11 protein-coding genes are annotated in these 16,537 nt (G+C 37.5%); 1 reads left to right on the top strand and 10 read right to left on the bottom strand.

The genetic code is table 11. The features are described 5' to 3' along the window. The 3 genes from ribE to NZ923_06050 all read right to left on the bottom strand — a co-directional run. The coding region (gene ribE / locus NZ923_06060; protein ID MCS7229584.1) for a 6,7-dimethyl-8-ribityllumazine synthase at positions 1-428 on the bottom strand (428 nt) is incomplete at its 3' end. Between the two features lie 15 nt (positions 429-443). Continuing rightward, positions 444-1,265, bottom strand: a complete 822-nt coding sequence (locus NZ923_06055) for a PHP domain-containing protein (protein ID MCS7229583.1) — start codon at positions 1,263-1,265, stop codon at positions 444-446. Continuing rightward, positions 1,262-1,945 (bottom strand): Crp/Fnr family transcriptional regulator, encoded by a 684-nt coding sequence (locus NZ923_06050; GenBank protein MCS7229582.1) that lies wholly within the window; start codon positions 1,943-1,945, stop codon positions 1,262-1,264. The genes NZ923_06055 and NZ923_06050 overlap by 4 nt, the downstream gene beginning before the upstream one ends. A 130-nt stretch (positions 1,946-2,075) precedes the next feature. Between NZ923_06050 and metE the strand changes: the two genes are divergently transcribed. Continuing rightward, positions 2,076-4,370, top strand: a complete 2,295-nt coding sequence (gene metE, locus NZ923_06045) for a 5-methyltetrahydropteroyltriglutamate--homocysteine S-methyltransferase (GenBank protein ID MCS7229581.1) — start codon at positions 2,076-2,078, stop codon at positions 4,368-4,370. A 45-nt stretch (positions 4,371-4,415) separates the two neighbouring features. Here metE and NZ923_06040 read toward each other — a convergent pair whose 3' ends face one another. The 7 genes from NZ923_06040 to NZ923_06010 all read right to left on the bottom strand — a co-directional run bounded on the left by NZ923_06040 (position 4,416) and on the right by NZ923_06010 (position 16,397). After that, positions 4,416-5,219 (bottom strand): alpha/beta hydrolase, encoded by an 804-nt coding sequence (locus NZ923_06040; protein MCS7229580.1) that lies wholly within the window; start codon positions 5,217-5,219, stop codon positions 4,416-4,418. A gap of 23 nt (positions 5,220-5,242) precedes the next feature. Further along, positions 5,243-6,085, bottom strand: a complete 843-nt coding sequence (locus tag NZ923_06035; GenBank protein MCS7229579.1) for a sugar ABC transporter permease — start codon at positions 6,083-6,085, stop codon at positions 5,243-5,245. A gap of 23 nt (positions 6,086-6,108) precedes the next feature. After that, the gene (locus tag NZ923_06030; GenBank protein ID MCS7229578.1) at positions 6,109-6,990 is read right to left on the bottom strand and encodes a sugar ABC transporter permease; all 882 of its coding nucleotides are present in this window, start codon (positions 6,988-6,990) and stop codon (positions 6,109-6,111) included. Beyond that, the gene (locus NZ923_06025; GenBank protein ID MCS7229577.1) at positions 6,983-8,212 is read right to left on the bottom strand and encodes an extracellular solute-binding protein; all 1,230 of its coding nucleotides are present in this window, start codon (positions 8,210-8,212) and stop codon (positions 6,983-6,985) included. The genes NZ923_06030 and NZ923_06025 overlap by 8 nt, the downstream gene beginning before the upstream one ends. Beyond that, the gene (locus NZ923_06020) at positions 8,209-10,416 is read right to left on the bottom strand and encodes a hypothetical protein (protein MCS7229576.1); all 2,208 of its coding nucleotides are present in this window, start codon (positions 10,414-10,416) and stop codon (positions 8,209-8,211) included. The genes NZ923_06025 and NZ923_06020 overlap by 4 nt, the downstream gene beginning before the upstream one ends. 206 nt (positions 10,417-10,622) lie before the next feature. Then, positions 10,623-14,870, bottom strand: a complete 4,248-nt coding sequence (locus NZ923_06015) for an alpha-amylase family glycosyl hydrolase (protein ID MCS7229575.1) — start codon at positions 14,868-14,870, stop codon at positions 10,623-10,625. A 144-nt stretch (positions 14,871-15,014) separates the two neighbouring features. Then, positions 15,015-16,397 (bottom strand): T9SS type A sorting domain-containing protein, encoded by a 1,383-nt coding sequence (locus NZ923_06010; protein MCS7229574.1) that lies wholly within the window; start codon positions 16,395-16,397, stop codon positions 15,015-15,017. Positions 16,398-16,537 lie beyond the last annotated feature (140 nt).

The following is a 16,537-nucleotide window of genomic DNA, read 5'->3' as shown; positions in this document are numbered from 1 at the left end:
GCGCTTAGAGCTGCGTCCCATCCTTTGTTTCCGACTTTCACTCCTGCTCTGTTAAGTGCTTGTTCAACATCATCGGTTGTGATAACTCCAAATGCAAGAGGTATACCTGTTTCAAGTTGGACTTGAGCTACACCTTTTGAAACTTCTGAAGCGATATAATCAAAATGTGGGGTTTCTCCACGAATTACAGCGCCGAGACAGATTATAGCATTATATTTTCCGGTTTGAGCGATTTTCTTAGCAACAAGTGGGATCTCAAATGAACCAGGACAATAAAAAACTTCTATATCTTCGTCATTTGCTCCATGGCGTCTAAGACAATCAAGAGCGCCATCAAGCAGTTTTGAAGTTATGAGTTCATTAAATCTGCTAACAACGATGCCAAATTTCAATCCTTGCGCTATAAGTTTTCCTTCAAAAATTTTCATTTACAAATCTTCGTTTTATTTTAAATTTAACCTTTGTTTCATTGTTTCAACGAATTTATACGGCACTGTGTAGGCTCCAATACAGCGTTCATCTTGCCTTAATCCGCCGTGGAAATCGGAACCCCCGCTTTCAAGTAAAAAGTATTCATTAGCAATGGAACGATAATATCTAACAAGTTCCTCATTATGTGATGGGTGGATGACTTCAATTCCATCAATTCCAAGTTCAATCAAACTTGCAAGATCATTTTCACTAATAAACTTTGCAGGATGTGCAATAAAAGACAATCCCCCAACATCAGCGATTAACTTGATTGCTTTCCTCGGTGAAAGATCTATATTTTTTTCATAAGCAGGGCATCCGGGATTCAGGTATTTACTAAACGCTTCATGGAAATCATTAACAAACCCATATCTAACGAGAGCACTTGCTATGTGAACTCTACTTATGGGCGAGTATTTAGCAATTTCAGCAACATTTTCAAATTTCAGAGATATACCAAGAGCGTTAAGTTTTTCTATAATTCTTTTGGCTCTTAGAGACCTCAACTCACGAAATACTTTTAGGTAAACTTGAAAATTCTCATCACGCCAATTTATAAAATATCCGAGTATATGTATATCTGTCCCGTTTATGCTTGAGCTTAATTCAATTCCAGGTATTACTTCAACCCCAATTTCTTTTCCTGTTTCAATTGCTTCTTCAAGACCGTCGGTTGTATCGTGATCAACTATGCTGATTACATCAAGACCGTTCTCTTTTGCCTTCATTACGACTTCTGATGGCGAATAAACACCGTCGGAGTAATATGTATGTAAATGCAGGTCAACTCTCACTTAAACATTTTCTTCATTTTTTCATATTCAAGGATCATAAGAGTTCTACCCTCAACTTTGATGAGCCCTTGTTTTTCAAATTTTGATAAAATTCTTGACACAGTTTCTCTTGATGTCCCCGCCATATTTGCGAGATCTTGTTGGGTTGGGATTTCTTCAACGATCACTTTCCCCTTGTACATTTTTCCAAGATCATCAGCAAGCATAATTAAAACACAACCTATTCTCCCCTCGGCGTCCTTCAGGGATAAACTCTTTATTTGCATATCAGCTTTCCTTAATCTTTGTGCAAGTTCCCTCAACAGCGAAATTGCAATTTGCGGATATTTACTCAACAAATTTAAAAAATCATCTCTATAGATTATCAAAACCTCGGTATCAGTAAGAGCTGAAACAGTTGCTGAGCGTTTCATTCCATCAAGAAGGGACATTTCACCAAAAACCTCGCCCGGACCAAGAATTGAAAGTATAACTTCTCTGCCTGTTTCATCCAATCTTGAGACCTTCACCTTGCCGTTAATTATTATGAAAAGCGCGCTTCCGATCTCGTCTTCCATCAAAATCACATTTCCCTTTGAAAATGTCTTTCTTGTCCCGAGATTTGCTATCTTCTCAAGATCTCTCTCGGGAAGTTCTTCAAAGATTGAAACATTTCTGAGAAAGCTTATATCCTCAATCATAGGCAAGTAAAAATTGGTTTTTTAGTAATATAACTTTTGAAAGGATTAAAAGCAAGAAGACAAAACTTTTGCAAAAGCAGTTTCTTTTTTGTATAATTTCAGCAAGCTTCAAAAACAAAGCTAAAAAACTATGGCAATAAAGACGACCGCTTTCGGATATCCCAAAATAGGACCGAACAGAGAACTTAAAAAAATTGTGGAAAGCTACTGGGCTGGAGAAATCACAAGAGAACAACTTTACACAGAAGCTGAAAAAATTCAACTACAGCGTCTGTCCATATTGAAGGATGCAGAACTTGATTACATTCCATCAAATGACTTTTCACTTTATGATTTCATACTTGACATATCAACCATGCTTGGCGTCGTTCCGAAGAGGTTCGGTGAAACTTTAGATCTTGACACATACTTTGCTATGGCTCGTGGCAGTAAAACCGCAATTGCCTGTGAGATGACGAAGTGGTTTGATACAAACTATCACTACATCGTTCCAGAATTTGAAGCAGAGTTTAAACTTTTAAAAAATCGCCCACTTGAATCATACAGGTTTGCGAAAGAGAAACTTGGCATTGAAACGAAGCCAGTTTTAATCGGCCCATTTACATATATCTGGCTTGGCAAAATACCACAAAAGCAAGAAGGAACGCTTTTAACTCAAATGATAAGAGCATACGAGAGCGATAAATTCAAAGATCTTGTTTTCTCTGCATCAAAAATTTATAACCAAATTTTAAAAGAGCTTGAAACAAACGGTGTCAAAACAATCCAACTTGATGAGCCAGCTCTTGTGCTTGACTTAAGCGACAATGATATTGAGATTCTAATTGAGTCATATAAAATTTTGACAGACGGACTTAAGCAGATTGAAATTTTTGTGCATACTTATTATGAAAGCTTGTCTAACTACGAAAAAGTTGCTTTTGAGCTTCCAGTCCACGGAATTGGGTTTGATTTCACTGTAAACGATGAAAACTTTGAGAATATAAAAAAGCACGGTTTCCCCACAGATAAGAAACTTATAGCTGGGGTCATCTCGGGGCGTGATCCTTGGAAAATTGATTTTCAAAAAACTGTTAACTTCATAAACGAATTAACTAAGTTTGTAAGTGAGGATAGATTAATTCTCTCAAATTCATCACCGCTTTTTCATCTTCCTATCTCGCTTGAACCTGAAAAGGGACATCTTGATGACAGGTTAATTCAATTGCTTTCGTTTGCAAACGAACGACTTGACGAGCTTAAGATTCTAAAAAAAATTTTCAATGAAAATTATCCCATCCCGCAACAAAACCTTCAAATGTTGATAGATGAATTTAGAGATGAGGAAGTTAGAAGAAAGGTATCTCAAATAAATGAAGAGGAAATCGGAAGAAAAACTCCATTCACCGAAAGATACAAAAAACAAGTTTCACTTCTTGGGCTTCCAAAGTTTCCAACCACGACTATAGGAAGCTTCCCGCAGACAAAAGAAGTAAGAAAAGCGAGAGCAGATTTCAACACTGGCAAAATTTCAAAAGAGGAATACGAAAATTTCATCAAAGAGCAAATTAAAAATGCAATTGAAATTCAAGAAAAAATTGGATTAGATGTCTTAGTCCATGGCGAATTTGAGAGGTCTGACATGGTTGAATTCTTCGGTCAAAAGATGAAAGGTTTCGCCTTCACCAAAAATGGATGGGTTCAATCGTACGGCACAAGGTATGTTCGTCCACCAATAATATATGGTGATGTGTCAAGACCTGAACCAATGACAGTGAAAGAAATATCATACGCGCAATCTTTGACATCAAAACCAGTTAAAGGGATGCTAACAGGTCCCGTTACAATTCTAAATTGGTCGTTTTATAGAAAAGACATTCCAAAGAAAGAAATCGCATATCAGATTGCTCTTGCTTTAAGAGACGAAGTCCTTGATCTTGAAAAGGCGGGAATAAAAGTAATCCAAATTGATGAACCAGCTTTTAGGGAAGGACTACCACTTAAAAAAGCAAAACAAAAAGAATATCTTGATTGGGCTGTTAAAGCATTCAAATTGACAAATGAAGCTGTAAAGCCTGAGACACAAATCCAAACTCATATGTGTTACTCTGAATTCAATGACATCATTGAATACATCTACGCAATGGATTCGGATGTTATTTTGATTGAAGCATCAAGAAGCAAAGGAGAGATCCTTAATGCATTTGAAAACTTTAACTATGATCATGGGATCGGCCCAGGAGTATACGACATCCACTCGCCCAGAGTTCCATCGGTGGAAGAGATGCTTGAAATAGCAGAAAGATCTGTGAAAGTTATTGACAAAAATTTAATATGGATAAATCCTGATTGTGGCTTAAAAACCAGAAATTGGGAAGAAGTTATCCCGTCGCTTCAAAATATCGTTCAAACCGCAAGGATAATGCGAGAAAAATATGGTGATTGAATTTGACTTCACTGTGTGTTATCAAAATGCGAAATTTTTACAATGTTAAATTGGACAAATACGATTTAAAAAGTTCGTAATTGCTTCATTAAATTTTTCGCTGTTTTCAACATTGCTTAAATGTCCAGCTGATGGAATTACGACAAGTTGACTGTTCTTTATCTTACTGTGAAGTGATTGAGCAAGCGACGGTGGAGTCAAGGCGTCGTCTTCACCGACAACTATTAAAACTGGGACATCTATTTTTTCAAGTATATGTGCTGTATCAGTTCTTGTTGCAAGCGCAATTAGATTTCCTGCGATGCCAATTTCATCGTTTTGAGTTATCATATCGTAAACAAATGCGACAATTTCTTTCTTTTCATCAAAAGTTTTTGGAGATAGGACCGTTTTTATAAATTCATCGGCGAATTTTTCCTTGCCGTGGAATTTGAGAATATGAAGCATTTGTGCCCTTCGTAATTTTGCCTCATTTCCATCGGCTTCAGCTCTTGTGTCGCACAAAATCAAAGCATGAAACATTGATGGTTGTTTTTCATAAGCTCTTAAAATGACATATCCCCCCATTGACAAACCACAAGCAACTACTTTCTCAATTTTCAAATTTCTTAACAACTCAATAAAATCATCAACTAAATTTTCAAACATAAACTGTCCATCACCTGATTCGCTTTCGCCAAGTCCGCGACCGTCATAGGTTAAAATTGAACACTTTCCTTTTAAAAATTCAACTTGCGGATTCCACATTTTTTGATTGAACGGAAAACCATGAACGAACACGATGGTTGGTGAATCTTCAACTTTGTAGAAATTATAGTCAATGTTTATCCCGTTGATTTTTATCTTCATACCTTGCTTGAAAAATTTTGTTTTTAACCTTTAACGCTTCCGAGCGTTAGACCAGATATTAGGTATCTGCTCAAAATAAGAAACAGCAAGACGGCAGGAATGCTTACAATTAAAGATCCAGCTGCGTATAATCCCCATTCAGTTGCCATGCTTGACTCAAATTGCTTTAGCCCGATCGCAAGAGTGTAAAGTTCTGGTTCTTGCAAAATTTGAGCAGCTACAACATATTCAGCCCAGGCAGACATGAAAGAAAACAAAGCAGTTATCACCAAAGCCGGAAGAGCAAGTGGGAAAACGACCTTGTAAAAAGCTTGAAACTGATTGCATCCATCAATTCGTGCAGCTTCCTCCAAACTTACAGGGATCGTATCATAATATCCCTTCATTTGCCAAACACAAAAAGGAAGCGCAGTTGATGTATAAACTATCATAAGACCAAGATAACTATTGAGAAGATGAAGCTTAATAAGCATGATGTAAAGCGGAAGCAACAACATCGTTGCAGGAAACATTTGAGTGATAAGTATCCCGATCATCACAGCTTTTTTCCCCCAGAAATTAAATCTTGAAAGTGCGTATCCCGCGGTTGATGCAAGTGTCACGCCAGTTAACATCACGACAGCAGAAACAAAAGTTGAGTTAAATAACCATCTCAAAAATGGTGTGGAAGTGAAAAGTTGAACATATGAGTTCAGGGTCGCATTTTCAGGTATAATTCTCAAAGATGTTGACAAAAGTTTATCAGCAGGTCTAAGTGAAATACTGATGACATTTAAAATCGGATAAATAACCACAAGTGTAAAGATTATGAGAAAAAGATATGTCGCACTGTCAAGCAGGATTTGTTTTATTTTATGCCGATTCATCATCGCAGGCAAATTTTTACTTTTTAATATACGGATTCAACCGCTCTTGTTTTCTTCAAGAAGTAAATGCCGATGACAAGCAAGATCAAGAATATCACAACTGACAAAGCAGCTGCGTAGCCATATCTATAAAGGTTGAATGCTGCTTTATAAACATACGAAACAAGTATATGTGTTTGATCGCTTGGTTCACCTCCATTTGAAACAAGCCAAACGATATTGAGATTATTGAAAGTCCAAATGATCCCAAGCGTGATTGCTGGAGCCATCACAGGCCTCAAGAATGGTAATGTTATGTTTTTGAACTTCTGCCAAGCCGATGCTCCATCAATATCCGCTGCTTCGTATAGTTCTTGTGGAATGCTTTGTAATCCACCGAGTGCAACGACCATCATAAAAGGAAAACCAAGCCAGACATTCGTTATAATACACGCAGTGAACGCTTCAAAAGGTCTCAATAGCCATTCAACTGGTGACATGTTAAGATACTTTGCGATAAAGATATTTATCGCACCATATTCATAATTAAACATGCTTCGCCAAGTCAAAGCAGTTATAACCTGCGGAATCGCCCAAGGTAAAATTAAAAGTGTCCTAAAAATTGGCTTGAATTTTATTGATTTTCTGTTCAAGATTAAAGCAAGAAAAACACCGATGATAACATGGAAAGTGACATTTACAAATGTCCAGATCAATGTTTTCAAAAAAACAACATAGAAAGTATTTTCGCTAAAGACCTTGACATATTGCTTGAATCCAATTATCTTCCAATCCCTAAAATGGCGCAGGCTCATATTTGAAAACGAGAGAACGATGTTATAAAAGAAAGGATACACTATAACTCCGAACATTATAATCAACGCTGGAAGAAGAAAGGCAAGTATGAATAATGTTCTTCTACTCATTCATCTCTTCAATTTTTTTTATCGCAAGTTGTTGCATTCCTATGCTTGCTTCTTCTGGCGTCATTGTGCCACCAAGTACAGCTTGATAATATGGGCGCATTGAATCCCAAATTGCACGAAGCTCTGGAACAACAGGCATCGGCCTCCCAACTTCAGCTTGCCATAACGAAGATTGAACAAGTGTATTTTTCTTTACATCTTCATTTTCAAGAGCTTTTTTATTCGTCGGAATTGTCCCAAGAGCTTTCGTAAGCTCAAGTTGGACTTCCTCGCTGACGAGATATTTAAACAGGTCAACGACATATGGTAGTTTCTTTTCATCAACATTTACATTTATAGAATATCCTTTTATTGAAATCATCGGAGCAGGCCAAAGTCCTGTTTCATCAACCTTGGGTATTCGTGTTATCCCAAAGTTAACACCAGCTTTTTTATATCCACCGATTGACCATGGTCCGTTTATAAGCATTCCAGCTCTACCTTCCTTGAACAAAGCATCGGCAGTGTTGTAATCACACTCACGAGGTATAATTTTGTGCACATCCCTTAAATCGCGCACGAGCTTAAGAGCTTTTACCGTTGCTTCAGTGTCCAATGTCGGGTTTCCTAAGGAGTCCATGATCCAACCACCAAAGCCAGTTAAAAACGGAATAAAAAAGAACGGCTCAGTATAATTCCACACAAGACCATATTGATCAATCTTGCCATCACCATCAAAATCTTTCGTCAGCTCCTTTCCAATTTGGATTAATTCATTCATTGTTTGAGGTGGTTTTTTAACGAGATCCTTGTTGTACAAAAGAAAAAGATGATTTCCAATTTGATCCCCGATTTGATATAAATGTCCCTTATACCACAACAAGCCCCTTGGATCAAACTGATTTAGAAAACTTGTGTCAAAAATTTCCTCAAGTGGTCTTATAATTTTAAGAAGTTCAAAAGGTCCAACTTGATCGCTTGGTCCATAGACCAAATCAGGTCCTTTGCCAGCAATTGCAGAGATAATGTAAGCAGATCGTAATTCTTCCGTTTCCTTGTAAAGAGCTATAATCTTTACATTCGGATGAGTTTCCATATAGCGCTTTATTGCTTGCTCAAGTATATCTCTTTCGCCCGGAGGCTTCTGATGCCAAATAACTATTCTAATTTTCCCAGCGTCCTCATTTGAGCATGATACAAGTATGAAAATCGCAACGAAAATTAATAAGAAGTTCCATCTCATCTTTTGTCCTTCAAAATTGGCTTTGATAGAAAATCGGGAATTTCAACTTTATAGCCTGCTTTTTTCAAAAATTTATACACATTGATAAGATGTGTTCTAAATCCGACATCAAATGGATCATCGCCACCTAAAGCAGTTTGATCTCCTCCATACCACCAAAACCAATCACTACCTTCTGCGGAGTAAAGCGATTCCCAAGCTCTATATTCGTAATACTTTTTAGTTCCGAATTGTGGTACACTTGCAAATGGATTCGGTTGCGGAATTTTCAATCTTTGAATATCTCTTCTCACTTTCAAAAGATATTCCCACGCAAAATTTTCTTCTTCCTCTCCGATCCAAGTGTCAAAATTTGCATTGATCCAGCTACCAGGCCAAAGTGGCTCAAGCTCTTGATGCGAAGTAATTTTATGTGGTTTTATTCCACGATTTGGGTTTCCAAATATCCATTCGCTCATCGTGACAGTGATAATTTGTCCTTCTTTGTATAATTTACTTAATTTCCTGTAAAGTGCTCTTAAAAACTCCTTCCCATCCTCATCTTTTCTATACCATTCCCAGGCATTTTCTCCGTCAAGGATAACTGAAATCAATCTTTCCTCGTTTGGATCACTTGGTGCAAAGCTTAAAACATATCTTATAAAATCGTCCGCTGCTACTTCAGGGTCATAGTTTTGGTAAGTAAATCCAACCGCATCTGATAAGCGGGTGTCTCTGAAAACGATTAATAACGATTTAGATTCATCTTTCTTCCCAATAGCGCTGTCCTCATCAACAAAATATGGATAATATGGTGGTTGATCGTTAGGTTTTGACTTCTGAAGAACCTTCTCATCAGTTGCGATCCATTTTATTCCATTTCTTACAAAGACAGATACAACTTGCTCGGAAACTGAACCTTCAGCTGGCCACATACCGAAAGGTTTCCTACCGAAGATTTTTTCATAATACGAAATTGATTTTTTGACTTGAGCATCTGCGTCTTCTGGATAGCTAAATCTCTCCGGAAGTTTATCATTTGGCTGACAAACTTTCGCGATATCGGAATTGTAAATCAACGGCAAGATCGGATGATAAAAAGGTGTCGTTATGACCTCAATCTGTCCAGTTCGTTTGACTGGATCATACATCAATTTTTTATGGACTGGTATCACTGCTGATAAGATTTTGTATGTCTCAGCTACTATTCTGTTGCAGTCGTCCTCAGTTATCTCTTTTTTGAGATAGTATTTCCCTTCCCTTTTCTCCACGAGATCTGTCAAGTCAACTTCGTATCCGTTTGCAAGTTTCACCTTTCTATTTAAAAAATCAGGATCAAAATTTGAAAGATAGAAGAAAAATTTGATCTTCCTGATATCGTCAACTGTGTAAGTTTTCGGATCTTTATTTTTCAATTGCTCGTATTCGGGAAATCTACTCATTACGACTTCGCTTACGCTGAAACAGCTCCACGAGTTTTTGTAAACATAGCCAAGATCATTCTCTGTAAAATTTTTCGTATCTTTTAACATCAAATCAATCCAAGGATCAGTTTTTACCCCATCTTTAAAATACCGCACAGCATCAATTCTATTTCTCCTCGGGTCAAAGTATGGTTTTAGTCTCTTAACATAGTATTCGTTCAATTGATACAGCAACGACGATGTTAAGTTTATCGTTACATGGACATCCGGATATTCTTCAAGTAAACTTGCCATATCGTAGTAATCTTTCGTCCCGTGTGTTCTAACCCAGGGACCTTGAAGTTCATCTTTCTCGGGGTCAAGATATGATGGTTGGTGTTGATGCCAAATTATGTTCAAATAGATTTTATTCGTTTTAGGATAAACATCTTGTGGGTTCGGTCTTGCGTCAGGTTCAGTTTGAAACAAAATTTTCCAATCGTAAGACAACACAAAAACAGAGTTGAAGTCAGTCCTGTTAAAATTTTCAACTTTCACAGGATTGTTTGGATCCAAAATCCATTTGCCATCAACTATGAACTTATACTGATAGAGACCAGGCTTAATTTTAAATCTCCCTTTCCAAAAACCATTTTCATCTTTTGTTAAGAAATCATCTCTTTTCCATCCATTGAAATCTCCTGCAACAGCAACAGATTTAGCATCTGGCGCATAAAGGTTAAATACGACAAAACCATTTTCAAATTTCGGCTGGGAAAACAATGAAAGCGTTGAGAAAATAAGTAAAAGGAAATAGAGCATACGGCGAAATGTTTTTTATTTTTCAGATTTGTGTCGCTTGTTAAAGTGCAATTGGTGGTTTTTGTTTTTTCAATTTGCAATAACAATTATTCGGGGATTTAAATCTTTGGAGCAAACTTCTTGATCTTTACATTTGAAAAGCAGGGAAACCCACAAAGGGCTTCCCATTCATTTAGAACTGTCAATTTTTATCGGGGATAAAATACTTACTTCAACAAGACCATTTTTCTCGTTTCGCTAACTCCATCGTAAAGCAGACGATAGAAGTAAACACCTGATGGCAAACCATTGGAATCAAATCTAATTCTATGTCTTCCCGCTTCAAGTTCTCCATCAACTAAAACTTTTATCTCACGACCCAAGGCATCGTATACAACAAGTTTGACATTTGCTTTCCTCGGTAGGTCAAATTCAATAAATGTCGTTGGATTAAATGGATTTGGATAGTTTTGATAAAGCCTAAAGTATGAAGGAACTTCCCCGAATCCATTTTTAACAGAAACGATCGGTGGCAAAGAAATGGTATCCCGACTCGTGGATATTGTGAAGACAGCTGAACCATACGGCTCAAGCGATACATTTATATTCTGCAAGTTGTTTCCACTAACCAATGTATAACTATTCGTGAATAAGTCATTGAGGTAGTAATTTTGATTAGGATTCACTCCACCAGTAAATGCTACAAAATCTCTTACATTCAAAGTAACATTTTTAGTTTCACCAGAGAGATTTACTACGACCAATCCGTTTTGGTTTTCGTATCTCTTGACATATGCATAGACTCGCGAGTCACCGCTATTGATCATTTGATGTTCTCTGCTTCTGAAAGCTGGAAATCTGTCTCTTATTAAAGCAAGTCGCTGATAATGTGTTTGTAAAAGTTCCCTATCTGGATCGTTCCAGTTGATTTTAAATCTTCTGCCTTCAAATTCACCCATCCCATTTCCAAAGCCAACTTCTTGACCAGCATAGACAAGTGGTATTCCTGGGGCTGTAAAAAGAATTGTCGCTAATGGTTTCGTCCTTCTTAAATCAGTTTGATAAACTAACGCAATTCTTGTTTCATCTTGATTTTCCATATAACGCAAGAATTGAGCGTTCGGTCCTGGGTAATAGCCATAATTTGTGACTCGGTTGTTTATTTCATCCAAGCTCAAGGAATAAATGTTTCTGAAGACATTCCACATATTTCTATCGTAGGCAGCGTCAACTCCACCGCCTCTATCTGCGTATATTATCTCGGTTCCCATACCAGTTCCAGCTGCCTCCGCAAGGAGCAAAATATCGGGTTTAACACGCTTTAAAGTATTTCTAATTGGTATTCCAAAGTTTGCTTCGCCATATCTTCTTTGAGGACCCCAATAGACATCAAATCTAAATCCATCAACGCCAACATCTTTGACCCACCATTTTAGCATATCAATCATATAACTTCTCAAATCAATATCTGCCCAATTCAAATTCGCAAGAGACCAATCAGCATAGCGAACATAAGCTGAATCAGGCGCATAAGATTGAGGTAATTCCTCGCCGTGGGCAAAAATTGTGTGCTGAACAAAATCCCAGTATGGTGAATCTTCTTTGTATCTTCTTATGCTTTGAATCCAAGGATGTCCATCAGCGACATGGTTTGGTGTTATATCAAGTATAACTTTTATCCCAAGCGAATGAGCTTTGTTTAAAAATTCTTTGAAATCATCCATTGTTCCATATTCTGGGGCTATCTGATAGAAATCAACGATTCCGTATCCAGCGCCAACTGCGTCAATTGTATATTGATTCAACATAATCGGCATAAGCCAAATGACATTGTAACCCATTGACTTCACATAATCAAGCCGACGAGTTGCTGCCTTTATAGTTCCTTCAGGTGTGAACGAGTGAAGAAAGATAAGATAAATCCTCGCATTTTTAACCCAAGATGGATTATCCGCATATCCGGGGAAATAAACTGTTCCATCGGGTTTTATTTCAAAGTAATTCCTCGCTGTATCAGCATTTCCAGATGGATCACGAGCAATTAATGTAAAATAATACTCACCCGATCTTGACGGTTTTTGTATCGTAATGGTTGAAGAAGTAGAACCATTAATGCCGGAAATTAGTTCTGGATTAGTTGAATCAGCAAACCATACAAATGTCAATGGATCAGAATTAGGATCGGTGCTCTCTGAAGCATCAAGGATTATATTAGAACCACTTAACACAAATTTAATTTTTGCAACTGGTTTAACATCAACGATTTTATGAATGTTAACCCTATTTGAGTATCCAACCTTTCCAGTATTTGGAATAGTCGCCTTCGCTTGAATTATGTTATCTCCATTTGCAAGATTAACATTAGCTGAAAATCTTCCATTAGAAGCTCCGTAAACGCCCGCTACTCCATTTACTATTATTTCAACATAGCTGACTTCTGTTGCTGGTCTTCCATCTTGATGTTTGATTTCGCCGCGGATCGTAATTGCTGATTTTCTTGTCCTCCTTGGTTGAGTTGTGATAGTGACAATTGGAACTCCAGCCATATCAATTCCAATCTGAGCTGGTGTTATCCCGGCAAAGCCACGCCCTTCGTTATCTATTGTTGCAAGGATTGGAGATGAACCAACGACATAATAACTTAAAATTTTTCGCTGTACAGCGTCATCTACGAAAGCAAGATCAAAAACTTTCGGATTCCCTGGCTGATCATTCCCACCGTTTGCGGATGTGATCTTAACAGGATTTCCAAGTGTATCAACCAAGAAAGAGTAAATGCTGTAATAAAATTTTGAACTGAATGAGCCAAGATAATTTACGAGTTCATTAAGGGTAAAGAAAAACTTGATCGTATCGGAAGCTAAAGCGTTCGGGTTGTAAGTTATATTTCTAACCTTTGTCAAAGGCGATGCTTTTGTATAAATCGCATTAAGTTGTGGTCTATTGACGCCGGGAGCAAGGATAACATAAATTCCGCGATCGCTAAAATCGGGAATCCTAACTTCTGCTGAAAATGGATCTGGAATGAAATTGTCTATTGAGCTATTTATCAATAGAACAACCGCGGTGTTTCTCGTTATGTCTTTTATACCTATTTCAAAGAAGATCGTATCTCTCGTTGGATTTGCATATGCTCTGAATTCTTTTATATCACACGAGCTCGGGCTGAAACCATTTGGATAAATATAATCACCATCTCCAACATCATCACCAGTGTTATCAACATATCTAAAACCTGAACCAGATGGATAAATTCCAAAAGATGAGTAAGTAACACCAAGATTGCCTTCGTTATCTGATGCTTCAAATTTTAATTCATGTCTTCCAACAGTTAAATTTTGAACTTGCGCTGTGACTATTTTGTTCGTCGCATCGTAGTTTGATGGAATTAAATTTCCATTAAGATAAACCTTCACACTGCTTGGATTTATCCCCTTTTCCCTTGAGCTGTCAAAAACTTTAGCAGTTATATTTATGGTTCTGGTTGTATCAGGATAAATCCTGCCGTTTGGCGGATTTGAAACGATAAAATACGGCTTCAAAATTCTTCTCACATTCGCAACTGAATTCCCGTAAGTTCCTCTCGTCACTGGATTATCAGGGTCAGCTGTCCAGATTGAATTATTCAAATAAAACTTATACTCATACTCCCCCTCAACCAATCTCAAAGTTTTCGTCCAAACACCGCGCAAAGAATCATACTGCATCGGATCTTCGCCCCAAGCGTTGAATTCCCCGCGCAAGGTCACAGATGTGATATTTCTATAACTATTTCTTGAACTTCTCGGATCAAATATAAACTCATATTCCGCTTGATAAACTCTGTAAGTCACATCAACCGTGAAGCGAGAAGTATCTGATCCAACTCTACCTGTGGTCGTCCTAACTTCAAGTCGTATGAAATGCGGTCCATTGGAAAGCGGTTGAGCTGGAACATACGAAAACCTTTGATTCCCCGGATTGAAATATGCAATCCCGTTTGGGACAAGGTTTCCATCTATGTAAAGATTTATTTCAGAAATAACAGTGCCAGATGAATAAAAAATATAAGCAGATATTTCAGGTTGATCGCGGTTCGTTATGGTTCCATGCTTTGGCAGAAGATGAAAAACCATCGGGTCAGTGACGATGATTATTGAATTGTTATAATTTGCGTAATTTATCCTCGGATTATTCGGATCGGTTATCCAAGTTTCGCCTCTGCCATCGTTGTTTCTATCTTCAACAAATTTATATTCATGCGTCCCTATACCGAGATTTTCAACCTTATACCAGACACCACTTGCTGGATCATAATTCATTCTAAATCTCGTATCAGAAACAATTCCATTGACATTATTTCCCCAATTGTTGAATGAACCGGCAAGAAAAACGGCATTAACCGGCGTTTGCGGTTTATAGTAAAATGTCACAGGAACAGTTTGTGAAAAAGCAAAATACACAAGTGCGAAGAATAGGATTAAAAATTTTTTCATAGTTTTCAGAAGCCTTTAATTTTTTTGTCTATTGTCTATACTTTCGCCCTCCGATTCCATACATTTAAACCAGAATCAAAGGGTACAAAAACTGTTTTTTAGCATTGCCCCCTCTCCAAGTGGTTGGAGAGGGGGTTGAGAAAATTACTTCATCAAGACCATCTTTTTCACATCAACATATTTTCCAGCGCTCAACTTATACAAATAAACACCGCTTGAGAATCCATTAGCATTCCATCTTATCGTCTTGCCATAACCTGCTTCCATATATCCATCGTATAAAACTGCTACTCTTTCTCCAGCTAAATTGAAAACTTCAAGTTTAACATGTCCTGATTCAGGCAGATCAAATTTTATCTCCGTCCCAGGATTGAACGGATTTGGATAGTTTTGATATAAAACGAACTTGCTTGGTATTTCAGAACCGGGCTTTGCATATATAATTCCAATTTCTTGCCTCTGTCCACTGAAACTTACTGCAACTATCTTATACTCATATCCAAGGCCATTCTTCACATTGCGATCAACATATGTATATCTCTTTCCATATGCATTTGTCCCGAGTCCTTTTAACTCATCGTTTGTCAAATAGCTTGCTATCAATGTATAATTGCTCTCGTTTTCCGCTTTTCTTAAAATTTCAAATCCAGCATTGTCAACCTCGTTTCTCGTCTCCCACACGAGCGTAACTTTTGAATCACCAGCTATGGCTGAAAGAGAAACCGTTTGAACTGAAAGAGGTTGATCTGTTGTATGATAAGGTCCACCTGGAATAGTTCCAAAATTAGGATTAAATCCAAGATTACCACCACTGACATTTCCAGGAACAGTCACATCAGAAAAAAAAGCCGTATTACTTACTACAAATGCGAAAATTTCTATCGTATTTGAAGCTGTAACACTCGGACCGAGCTGTGAAAATGGAATTTCCATTTCAAGTCCTGTATTTGGACCACCACTATTGTTAAAAGCAAAAATTATACTATTCTGTGCAAAAACTGTTCCATCTTCATTTGAATTTGATGCGGGAGTTCCAGCTTGATTGCAAGAACCTTGATATTTAAGAAATTTGGAACCGCCGACAAATTTCGCAGCATCAAAATAAACGGTTGTATTACTGTTGCCAGGATTAAAAGCAAACATAAAATCAACCTCAAAGTCAGCCCTATAATTAGGATTACTATTGTCCCCAATGTAATGATGTCCCCCACCTCCTCCTAATGGTTGTCCCGCAGGTCTACCCGTAGGCGAACCAGGTCCCTTTACATTTATCCATACACCTATACCATCATTACTTGCCGTATTTAATTTCCCAATAATGCCTAAATACAATTTAGAATTTACGACATCGGGATAGTAGAAAATTTTTTGAACATCAATATTTGGACCAAATCCCGAATTGTTATTCAATTTCTGCGCTACTAAAGCATATTGACTTTCCTGAATGATTCCATCAATTGTAATTTGAGCAAGCGAGAAGTTAACCACAAAAAATATCATCCCCAAAATTGAAATTGCTTTCCTCATAGAATTACCCTCCTTTTGGTTTTTTAACTGACCTTCAAAAATTTAAAGCGCAAGATAAAGATTTGCTTCCCTCGCTTACGCCGTTTGTTGCACCTCCGTTGATTTTGTTTTTAAAAATATGCCCTCTCCCTATGACAGGG

Origin of the sequence: Candidatus Kryptonium sp. (assembly GCA_025060635.1) — a bacterium.
Lineage (GTDB): Bacteria > Bacteroidota > Ignavibacteria > Kryptoniales > Kryptoniaceae > Kryptonium.
Note: the sequence above shows the minus strand (reverse complement) of the source record. Positions and strands in the feature narration are given on the sequence as shown.